This is a genomic window from Morganella sp. HSTU-ASny43, assembly GCF_022819185.1.
Classification (GTDB): Bacteria; Pseudomonadota; Gammaproteobacteria; order Enterobacterales; family Enterobacteriaceae; genus Morganella; species Morganella morganii.
The window spans coordinates 147,450-157,033 of sequence record NZ_WSPG01000006.1; the positions used below are offsets into that span (position 1 = coordinate 147,450).

Sequence of the window (9,584 nt, forward strand, 5' to 3'; positions counted from 1 at the left end):
CCTTTAGTTTGACGCCTATCTGCCGCAATATCTGAATCTGGGTAAGGCGTTCGATACTGTCAGTCCGGTCTTCTCAGCAATTTCACCAACCTGAAGTAACATATTTCCCTCTTGTAATGCTGCTCAGACTGCGGCCTTACGTGACGTAAGAGTCAATACCCGCTTTATATTTTATTGATCCTGTTTTGCAGACAGGTACACGTACAGTATTGTACCGGTTCCGTATAATAATGAGATTCAAATAAAAAAAGCAGGAGTGATCTTTGGTTACCGGACCTTTTATTAATGCCGCCGCAGTATTAATCGGCGGAATTGCCGGGGCAGGGCTGAGCCACCGGCTGCCGGAACGTATCCGGACATCCATGCCCTCTGTATTCGGCCTGGCCTCGCTCGCCATCGGGGTGTTGCTGATTATAAAATGTGCCAATATGCCGGTGATGGTGTTGTCGGTGCTGCTGGGGGCGGTTATCGGTGAACTGTGTTGCCTGGAAAATAAAATTAATGCGGTGGCCGGTAAAATAAAGACCCGGCTTCCGGCACGGGGCGGGGCTCAGGAAAGTTTTATCGAAAACTATGTGGTGCTGATATTCCTGTTCTGTGTCAGCGGTACCGGAATTTTCGGGGCGATGCATGAAGGCATGACCGGTGATCCGACCGTTCTGCTGACCAAGGCTTTTATGGATTTTTTTACCGCGATGATATTTGCCTGCTCACTGGGTATTGCGGTGTCGGTTATTGCCGCGCCGATGCTGATTATTCAGCTGGCACTGGCGGGCAGCGGTGCGTTATTAATGCCGTTTACCACACCGGCCATGATGGCGGATTTTACTGCAGCGGGCGGGGTATTATTAATCGCGACCGGGCTTCGGATCTGCGGTATTAAAATGTTTGCGGTGATTAACCTGCTTCCGGCACTGGTACTGGTGATGCCGCTGTCGCTGCTCTGGTCATCTTTCTGAATTATGATGTAAATCAGCCGGATAGATACAGCAGACGGTGGCAGTCTGTCATGCAGGGTTATTTTTTGGTTATTGATCCCGCAAAACAGCATCCGGCTGAATAAATTATCTGCAAATACAGGATTGGCTGTTTTTATCTGCTTTATTTGAACCACTTCAAGAAATTGAATTACTTCTGAAATCACAGGGTTATAATCCGGAAAACCGATTCAGTTACTTTCCGTATTCATTCCATGGATGTCATCAGTATTATCATTTCAGCGGGTAAATCCTCCGTTGATGTCGCACTTTATACCTTATTACCGATTATGGTCGTGATGCTGATCATAATGAAATACCTGTCTGTCAGAGGCGTGCTGGATGTGATAGTCCGCTGGCTGGCACCTTTACTCAAACCTTTCGGCTTAACCGGGATGAGTGCATTCGCGCTGATCCAGATAAACTTTGTCAGTTTTGCCGCACCACTGGCAACACTTGCGATTATGGATAAGCGGGGTGTCTCTGATCGCCATATGGCCGCCACCCTGGCGATGTGTTTTGCTATGGGGCAGGGGAATGTGTTTTATCCGCTGATGCCGTTCGGGCTGCACTGGACAACCTCCATTATTATCTCGGTTGCAGGGGGATTGTGTGCGGCGGCTTTCACTTGGTATGTCACCGGCCGCCGGTTATCCGCAACAGAGACCGCAAGTTCAGAGCCGCTGCCGGATGCGGAGCAGAATAATCAGGGAATTTTGTCGGTTATCAACAGCGCGGGGGCGGATGCTATCCGTCTGGCACTCGGGGCTATCCCGATGCTTATCCTGTCATTATCCATTGTCGGATTAATGCAGGCCGCCGGGGTGATTGAATGGCTGCACCATATTCTGATGCCGGTACTGAATTTTATGCATATTCCGGACAGTTTTGTACTGCCCGCCCTGGTGAAATGTGTGGCCGGGGGTACCGCCTATTTCGGGGTGATTTCTGACCTGGTGCAGCAGGGCGCGGTAACCGCCAATCAGATTAATGCGTCTGCCGGTTTACTCATCCAGACATTTGATTTACCGGGGATCGGAATTTTTCTCGGTATCAGTTCCCGGTTTGTCCGCTTATTCCGTTATGTGATCCCGGCAGCACTGATCGGTATTCTCATCCGCACGGTTTTGCATATAGTATTATTTTAAGCCGCAGGAGATAAGTGATGGATATTCGTGAAGATGAAACCAGTTTTTATATTCTGTCTGAGGACGGCAAAAGCCGGATAGCGGAAATCACCTTTGTATATACCGGGGATAATCTGGTGATTATTGACCATACTATGGTGGATGACAGCCTGCGCGGGCAGAAAGTCGGTAATAAGCTGGTTGCGGCGGTGGTTGAGAAAATGCGTCGTGAACAGCGGAAAATTATTCCGCTCTGTCCGTTTGCCAAAAGCGTGTTTGATAAAACCCGTGAGTATGACGATATCCGTCACGCCGGATAATGCACAATGCCGGAGGGGAAACCGGTTTTCCCCTCACGGCACAGACAGAGCAGTTACCATCCGCAGATATTGGTTTCTTCATCCATATCGTAGCCGCGGATAATATTAATCAGATCCTTGACGATTTGCGCCGCGTTTTCAGCATCAGCTAATTCAGCAGCAGAATCCACGTCTTTATCCACTGACACACCATTATTTTTATTGGTCATGGTGACCATCAGTGCCGCATCATTAATCTTTTCTTTGCCGTCTAATTCACTGACCAGCAACGCGATTTCTTCCGCTGCAATCTCAGGGATATATAACTTTTTCGGATTCAGAAAGAGTTTTTCCGCTTTCAGGCCGTTACTTTCATTTATCAGCTCTAATAAAAAGCCTTTGTTTTCGTCGTTCATGATTGTGTTACTCCTCGGTCAGGATCTCTGGGGCGACATAAAAATCGACATTGAACACAGTATCGTCAGTAACCGCTTCTATCCGGTGCCAGGTTTCCGGCGGAAAGACACCGAACTGCCCGGCTTGGATTACCAGGGTGTCTGTTGGTTCAGGGCTGGTTTCATCCGCATAGGAATAGTAAACAATCGTGCCCTGCATAACAGACAGTTTAGGATAAACGCCCTGACGGGTGCCTTTATCCAGATGTCTTTGCCAGATAGATTTCGGTGCGGTTTCTTTGGTCCAGAGCGGGGTGCTGCGGACATGAATGTAGTTAGTCGGAATGATGATGCGTTCCATCTGTGTTCTCCTGAAGTTAAACACATGATTAAGGCTTAATCTTAAAATACTTTTCAAAATTTAAAAAGTATTTTAGATGCAACTTCAGGGGAAACAGCACGATTTACCCGCTGACAGCCGGGGGCTGTCAGCAGGGCAGACGCCGGGAAAGAGGGCTATGATTAATCGTAGGTAATCATAAAAGTGGCATCTGCGTCAGCGATGCCGGGGGTCGGGCGGTTTCCGGTGGCAATATAGTTGGCATAAAATTGTGCCTGACCGTTGCCGTTAATATCCATGGCAATTTTCGGGCTTTTGGTTTCCACCGGCAGCCGGTTTTTCTGACTGTCGAGGATCTCCACCGCCACAGAGCCTGCAGCACTTGCTCCCTCATTTATTGCCAGCAGTGAGCTGTCCTGCTTATCTTTCTTACCGCTGAAGACAAAGGTGACGGCAGAAGAGGGCGGACAATTCTGTAACTGAAAACTGAACGGCATGGATTGTGTTTTATCACCGGCGGCGCGGAAATTTTTCAGTGCCCAGCGCCCCAGTTCGACTTTTTTATTTGCCTGGGAAACTTCGACCCCGCAACTGTAAGCGACAATTTCACCGGACAACTCAATATTGACCCGGCCGAGTTCATAAGCGGCGGCTGAATGGATCAGCAGACTACCGCAAAGCAGGGGGAGCAGAGTCTGTTTAATGTGTTTCTTCATTGCCGTGCCTGTTATTCGTAGTCAACGCGTAAATAACCGCGGGATTGGAAAACACCTTCTTTCGGTTTATTACCGGTCACACTGACGGGCCAGGCGGTAATTGCTGTCCGGGCAGAACCGGCGCCGTCGAGCTGGAACGGAATAACACTGCCGATATTATTCGGGGTTAATGCATTACCGTTCTGATCACCGACAATAAAACCGACATCCGGGTTATCGGAGACAATCATATTGCCGTTAACTTTTTCCGCTTCGATACGCAATGTCAGATAGGCTTTCGCTTCCACGTTGGTACACTGAATCGCGATATTTTCGAGTTTTTTATTCACCGTAGCGGGCTTATTACCGGCACCGGCCTGGCTGAATAATTGTGAACCGATTTTACCGAAGTTAATCACCACAATATCATTAACCCCGACTTTGCATTGCTGCGGTACATTAATAATGCCGCTGTAACTGATGGTATAAACCGGCGTGCTCAGCGGGTCAGTATTTGCCGTCGTGACATAGACGGTAAATAAGGTCTTTTTCGGGATCACCACCTGGTCAACGAAACGGCGGGTGACTTTCAGGCGGAAGGTAAAATTACTGTCCATAATGCCGAACGGTTTTCCCTTGGTCACGTTCGGGTGTGTGCCCATCAGAACATAGTCCTGCGGCGGGTAAAATGTACCGGCAGAGCTGTCGGTAATACTCATCGCCCCCCGCAGATAATCATTCAGCTGGAGGTATTTATAGGATCCTTCCGTTTCCACCACCGGCATATTGGCGACATAGCTGCGCATTGTCCGGTTATTGCCGGAGTGGACAGGGCATATTCCCTCAACCCGTTCGCTGAAGTTTTTGGTTAACACTTTTACCTGACCCACCTGGTTATTGGCGGAGGTAAAGCTGTCGGTCAGATCGTAAAAGACCTCACTGGTTCCGCCCGCCGCATTACTGCATACCACAGCCAGCGCCGGAAGAGGTAAAAATGCCATTAATAACGGGATTGCGTATCTCTTTTTCATCATTAACTCTCTATTTACATTCAAGCGCGGTCCGCAGTAACGGCCCTTTGATTTCCTGACGGGTAAAATCATAATCCGCGGTGCACTGGTCACCCGGCTGATTCCCCCACTGCACCAGTAATTTCCCGGTCAGCGGCAGGCCGGTTAAATACACACGTCCGTCATCATCGGCAATACTGCTGATCTGAGAGCCGGTTTCCTGCACCATACTGCCGAAGCGGATCGGTTTGCCGTTGTGGGTCAGCGAGAGCAGCGCCCGGATCCCGATACTGGTATCAAACGTGGCGCGGGCAACAGCCCCGCTGATCGGTACCACGTTCTGCACATTATTTTTAATTTCCGTATTGTCATTAAATGAATCCGGATTCAGGGCAATACGGTTGTTACGGTATGCCGAGGCATAAGGAATAATGGCGTAACCGCGCCAGTCCGTTTTCACCCCGGTGTAGTTTTCCACCGCCACACCGGCGGCACCCGGTGCTTTGACCAGCACGGTGGTGTCATTGATTGACTGGCCGAATGTCAATCCGTTTTCATGCAGCAGCACTGCGCCGGAGGCCCGGTAGTTCAGCTGATTCTGATCCGGGTCGTAGTTATAGCTGATCCCGAAATCGCCGTAAGTGCCCTGATAATCCAGGCCCGCTGAGCCGTTATAACCCTGCTGGCTGACATGCCCCTGTGAGACGGAATAGCTCAGGTTTCTGTCTTCCAGCAGTGTGCCGTTCACGCCAACGCGGTAAGCCTCGCGGCCGCCGGAGTTATTGGTGGCGGAGAAGGTGGCATACGCGTTATTAAAGGCATCATTACTGCGCGCATTACGCGACGAGAATGAGGAGAACGGTACGGACACATTCACCGACAGCATGTTATCGCGCTCTTTGAGTTCCAGCGCTTTGGTGGTACTCAGGGAAACGGAATAATTTATCCCGTTCCAGCTGTTGGAATACCCGGCCTGATACCATTCATCTTTACCGCTGCGGTTCCAGTAAGACTGCTGGTTACCGGATATATAGAGCGAGCCGTACTGGTCAAATGATTGCGAGATATTGACCTGGAAGCGCCCTTTTTTGTTATAAAGCAGGTTGTGATAATTAATAATGATCGGCTTGCCGTCATCACCATCCTCGCCGTCCGGGGCAAATTCATAGCCGGACATCTGCTTATACGCGACATCGTTTAAGGTATAGAAGCCCTTGGTGGAATAGCGGTAACCCAATAACTGGAACGTGGTCCCGGTGGTGTTCAGGGATTTCGCGTACAGGAAACGGAAGGACTGCCCGCTGTGATTCGAGCCGTCCGCCAGTTCACTGTTTGCATGGGTGACATCGAAGGAGAAGGCACCAAAGCGGCCGATATTCTGACCGACACCCACCAGTACAGATTTATATTTGTCTGCCAGCTGTGTCCCGGTATACACGGAGATATCCCGTGTCAGACCGGCGAGCAGGGTCGCCTGGACAAACTTCGGTTTATCCTGGTTGCTGTTACCGCTGCGGAATTCCCCGGCCATCACATCATATTTCACACGGCCTTCACGCTGGAGCACCGGTAGTGTGGAGTAGGGAACAATATACTGCTGCTGAGTGCCGTCTTTCTCCTCGACGGTGACCTGTAAGTCACCACTGGAGGTGGCCGGGTTTAAGTCATTTATGACAAACGGGCCCGGCGGGACATAGACCTGATAAATCACATAGCCGTTCTGGCGGATAACCACTTTGGCATCCGTTTTTGCCATACCGCGCACGGTCGGGGCATAGCCCTGCTGGCTGTCCGGATACATATTATCGACAGAAAACAGCCGCACACCACGGAACCCGGCAGAATCAAAGACACTGCCGTCCGAGTTGCCGTCACCGATAACCAGCTGGCTTTTCAGGGCAATAATCGGCCGCTGAACATAGTTCATCAGGCTGCGCCACTGGCTGTTACTGGTGTTTTTACTTTTGTTGTAATTCCAGGAGCTTGACTGACGGAACTGCCACGCACCAAGGTTAAACCCCGAGTTCAGGTTCACGTAGTAGCTGCTGGTATTATCCGAGTTGTTATTCCCGGACGCGAAATAGTTCATAAACAGTGCCGGAATACCGGATTCCCATCTGTCCGGCGGAATATAGCCGCGGGCCTGCCCGGAAAGACTGGCCTGAGGGAAACTGAGCATCAGCCGCTGTTTCTGAAAATCAAAGTGATATTCTGAACCGGGAATTTTTTCGGTAAACGGGAAGCACTGTTTATCCTGCTCTGTTAATTCCTCCGGACGGGCGATATTTACCCCGAAACCGATAATGGTCTCCGCACTGAAGCAGGGGAATAAATAAGGCTCACCCTCTTTATTTTTCAGTTCGGTAAAGGTGATTTCAGAGGAGGAAACAAAGTCATTATTAACAGACAGTTCAACCAGGTAAGTACCGGGCGGCTGATAGCCGCCCGATTCAAAGCGGGATAAATCAGAGACATCCGCGTCAGACAGGTCATCGGTTAAAAACGCGGCGTTAAAGGAAGGTTTCGCACCGGCGGTTCCCGCAGGGAAAAAACACGTCACCGCGGCAAGCACAGCAAAATAAACCGGCGTATGTGTGAAAACCTTTTTGATGTTACTCATTTCACCCTGTTCCCTGCATGACAACAATAAAATAATGAATGTCTTAATTCAGATTCACTTCGCGCTGTTTGCGCAGTCCGCCGTAATCATTAATTGTCTGATAAGTCAGTTTACGGCCGTTTTTACCGGCAATCTGATGGGTACTGAATGGCGCGACCATGACATTCTCAAGCGGACGCCCGTCTAAAATAATATTGACGAAAGTGGTGTAATACGGCGTCGGGTTATCAATCGTAATCGTGCCGCTTTTCTGCGTGATGGTAATTTTTTCTGCCGCATCTTCTGTCTGGATCGGTAAATTTACCGGTCTGACGAACAATTTAATCCGTGACAAAATAGCCAGCTGGAGCACGTTTTTTCCTTCCAGTGATTCTTTATCCACGGACGGAATCGCTTTTACGTTCAGCCAGAAAACAGACTCGCGGTCTTTCGGTAAATCCTGAGCCAGGTTAACAATCCGCAGAATATTTTCGCTGGCAGGCTCCATCACAAATAATGGCGGCGTGATAACAAAATCTTTCTCTTTGCCATTGTCGTTATCAACCCATGAGTTGATCAGAAAACGTTCTTTCGGGCTGTGGTTAATCACAGACAGTGATGTTTGTTTTGCATCCTGAGGATAAATGACCCGGGTTGCACCCAGTGCAATTCCTGAGTTCTGATTTGACGCTGAATAAGCAAACCCTGACATCAGTGTGAAAAACAATATCAATGCACTATTTTTAAAATAATCAGAAATCACAAAAGTACCTCTTAATATTCTCTGTCAGAAATAACGCATAGAGTATGGTATTTCATTTTTCGGGGTGGCTTATAATACAGAAGGTGATATATAAAACTCTCTCCGCTCCCTGTTACAGGCACAATCCGTCGTCAGAATTAAGAAAAATAATTCTGTGCAGAGAGAGTTTTTATTTATTTAATTAATTACGTTCGGTAATTGATTATTCGTATTTAACAACGAAAGTTGCATCAGCATTTGCCTGACCCGGGGTAGTTGCGCCTTTGGCAACATAACGGGCAGTGAAATCTAATACGTTAGTACCTTGGATTAAGGTTTTAGTTGCTGAGAAATCAGCACCGCTTGGAGATAATACTTTAGATGCGGTATCACTGATCTGAATACCGACGTTCTGTGCAGCCGGTGCGTTAGTCCCGGAGTTAACCGCTAATAAGGTAGCGTCGCCGGTCATGCTCTGGCCTGAGAATGCAACAGCAGCAGTGGTTGCCACAGCCGGATCACAGTCAACCAGTTTGATTTTGAACGGAACCGGAGTAGACATGTCACCGGAAGCTGCTAATTTAGCAGTACGGTACTGACCTAATTCCACAGTCTGGTTGCTGCTTTCAGTGCTGACTGCACATGCTGCGTTAACAAGTTCCCCGGTAAAATGAACTGTACCGCCGTTTACGATTACCGGATCTGCTGCTGATGCAGCAGCGGAGAATAATAAAGCGGATACAACAGATGCACCAATAATATTTAATTTCATAATACTGAATTCCTAAAAAATAAACGCCATCTTCAAATTTTACTATCTCAACAGAATAGTAAACCACTACATCTGAAGAGGTTAATCTTCAGATACAATTTGAGTGTTGTGTGTATCAGAAATGAAAAAACGTAAAATTCTAAAATTAAAACATATAATCCCGGCTGTTGTTAAGATCACCAAACAGCTTTACAAAAGGCACTTCCAGAACAAGTGAAATAGTAAACAGCATATCAAGCGGAATATTGCATTCCCCGCGCTCATAGCGTGAAACCTGCTGCTGACTTAATTTTAATTTGTCACCTAATTCTGAACCGGATAATCCCTGTTCTTTTCTGTGTGCTCTGATTTGTTCTCCAACAATTTTATTTATATTCATCATGAGTCGTACTCAAAAATTACCGGGTTTCTTATGGGAATAATATGCAAGGTATTCTGAATAACTAATCAGATAATACAGACCCGAATTCCGTCATAATTAAATATGGCAGGAAAAGCGTGGTTGCATTTCGGGATTAAGTATTAGCGCTTACACAGGCTAAGTAAAGTTAGTTATAACGATCAAAGGCCAATTATTGATTGATAAAAACTATTGATAATGATTTTTTGATCGTTGTAATCTTTTTTA

The 9,584-nt window shown here is 47.9% G+C and carries 11 protein-coding genes; 3 read left to right on the forward strand and 8 right to left on the reverse strand.

Going from position 1 to position 9,584, the window contains the following annotated elements; all coding sequences use genetic code 11:
- The first annotated feature begins 263 nt into the window (after positions 1 to 263).
- The 3 genes from GN208_RS05120 to GN208_RS05130 all read left to right on the forward strand — a co-directional run bounded on the left by GN208_RS05120 (position 264) and on the right by GN208_RS05130 (position 2,424).
- The gene (locus tag GN208_RS05120) at positions 264 to 959 is read left to right on the forward strand and encodes a DUF554 domain-containing protein (RefSeq protein WP_004235887.1); all 696 of its coding nucleotides are present in this window, start codon (positions 264 to 266) and stop codon (positions 957 to 959) included.
- A gap of 233 nt (positions 960 to 1,192) precedes the next feature.
- Positions 1,193 to 2,125 (forward strand): nucleoside recognition domain-containing protein, encoded by a 933-nt coding sequence (locus GN208_RS05125; protein WP_004235888.1) that lies wholly within the window; start codon positions 1,193 to 1,195, stop codon positions 2,123 to 2,125.
- Between the two features lie 17 nt (positions 2,126 to 2,142).
- Complete coding sequence (locus tag GN208_RS05130) at positions 2,143 to 2,424, forward strand: GNAT family N-acetyltransferase (protein WP_004235889.1); 282 nt, start codon at positions 2,143 to 2,145, stop codon at positions 2,422 to 2,424.
- Between the two features lie 53 nt (positions 2,425 to 2,477).
- On the opposite strand, the gene GN208_RS05135 is transcribed toward GN208_RS05130, so the two are convergent.
- The 8 genes from GN208_RS05135 to GN208_RS05170 all read right to left on the reverse strand — a co-directional run bounded on the left by GN208_RS05135 (position 2,478) and on the right by GN208_RS05170 (position 9,338).
- On the reverse strand, positions 2,478 to 2,819 hold the full coding sequence (locus GN208_RS05135; protein ID WP_004235890.1) for a DUF1869 domain-containing protein: 342 nt from the start codon (positions 2,817 to 2,819) through the stop codon (positions 2,478 to 2,480).
- A 7-nt stretch (positions 2,820 to 2,826) separates the two neighbouring features.
- Positions 2,827 to 3,159 (reverse strand): DUF1971 domain-containing protein, encoded by a 333-nt coding sequence (locus GN208_RS05140; RefSeq protein ID WP_004235891.1) that lies wholly within the window; start codon positions 3,157 to 3,159, stop codon positions 2,827 to 2,829.
- 161 nt (positions 3,160 to 3,320) lie between these two features.
- The gene (sfmF, locus tag GN208_RS05145; RefSeq protein WP_004235892.1) at positions 3,321 to 3,854 is read right to left on the reverse strand and encodes a fimbria assembly protein; all 534 of its coding nucleotides are present in this window, start codon (positions 3,852 to 3,854) and stop codon (positions 3,321 to 3,323) included.
- 11 nt (positions 3,855 to 3,865) lie between these two features.
- On the reverse strand, positions 3,866 to 4,867 hold the full coding sequence (locus GN208_RS05150) for a fimbrial adhesin FimH (RefSeq protein WP_004235893.1): 1,002 nt from the start codon (positions 4,865 to 4,867) through the stop codon (positions 3,866 to 3,868).
- 7 nt (positions 4,868 to 4,874) lie between these two features.
- Entirely contained in the window at positions 4,875 to 7,463 is a 2,589-nt protein-coding gene (gene fimD / locus GN208_RS05155; RefSeq protein WP_004235895.1) for an outer membrane usher protein FimD, read from the reverse strand.
- Positions 7,464 to 7,506: 43 nt separating this feature from the next.
- Positions 7,507 to 8,154, reverse strand: coding sequence for a fimbria/pilus periplasmic chaperone (locus GN208_RS05160; protein ID WP_046024374.1), 648 nt, complete (start codon positions 8,152 to 8,154; stop codon positions 7,507 to 7,509).
- Between the two features lie 253 nt (positions 8,155 to 8,407).
- A complete protein-coding gene (gene fimA / locus GN208_RS05165; protein WP_032098450.1) occupies positions 8,408 to 8,956 on the reverse strand; it encodes a type 1 fimbrial major subunit FimA in 549 nt (182 codons plus the stop codon).
- A gap of 145 nt (positions 8,957 to 9,101) precedes the next feature.
- Positions 9,102 to 9,338 carry a helix-turn-helix transcriptional regulator gene (locus GN208_RS05170; RefSeq protein ID WP_004241835.1) on the reverse strand — a complete coding sequence of 79 codons (237 nt, stop codon included), beginning with the start codon at positions 9,336 to 9,338 and terminating at the stop codon, positions 9,102 to 9,104.
- Positions 9,339 to 9,584 lie beyond the last annotated feature (246 nt).

Bases quoted from the DNA above. Each gene is read 5' to 3' on its own strand.
- GN208_RS05125 (WP_004235888.1), top strand. From the start codon at position 1,193: ATGGATGTCATCAGTATTATCATTTCAGCGGGTAAATCCTCCGTTGAT.
- GN208_RS05130 (WP_004235889.1), top strand. From the start codon at position 2,143: ATGGATATTCGTGAAGATGAAACCAGTTTTTATATTCTGTCTGAGGAC.
- GN208_RS05135 (WP_004235890.1), bottom strand. From the start codon at position 2,819: ATGAACGACGAAAACAAAGGCTTTTTATTAGAGCTGATAAATGAAAGT.
- GN208_RS05140 (WP_004235891.1), bottom strand. From the start codon at position 3,159: ATGGAACGCATCATCATTCCGACTAACTACATTCATGTCCGCAGCACC.
- sfmF (WP_004235892.1), bottom strand. From the start codon at position 3,854: ATGAAGAAACACATTAAACAGACTCTGCTCCCCCTGCTTTGCGGTAGT.
- GN208_RS05150 (WP_004235893.1), bottom strand. From the start codon at position 4,867: ATGATGAAAAAGAGATACGCAATCCCGTTATTAATGGCATTTTTACCT.
- fimD (WP_004235895.1), bottom strand. From the start codon at position 7,463: ATGAGTAACATCAAAAAGGTTTTCACACATACGCCGGTTTATTTTGCT.
- GN208_RS05160 (WP_046024374.1), bottom strand. From the start codon at position 8,154: ATGTCAGGGTTTGCTTATTCAGCGTCAAATCAGAACTCAGGAATTGCA.
- fimA (WP_032098450.1), bottom strand. From the start codon at position 8,956: ATGAAATTAAATATTATTGGTGCATCTGTTGTATCCGCTTTATTATTC.
- GN208_RS05170 (WP_004241835.1), bottom strand. From the start codon at position 9,338: ATGATGAATATAAATAAAATTGTTGGAGAACAAATCAGAGCACACAGA.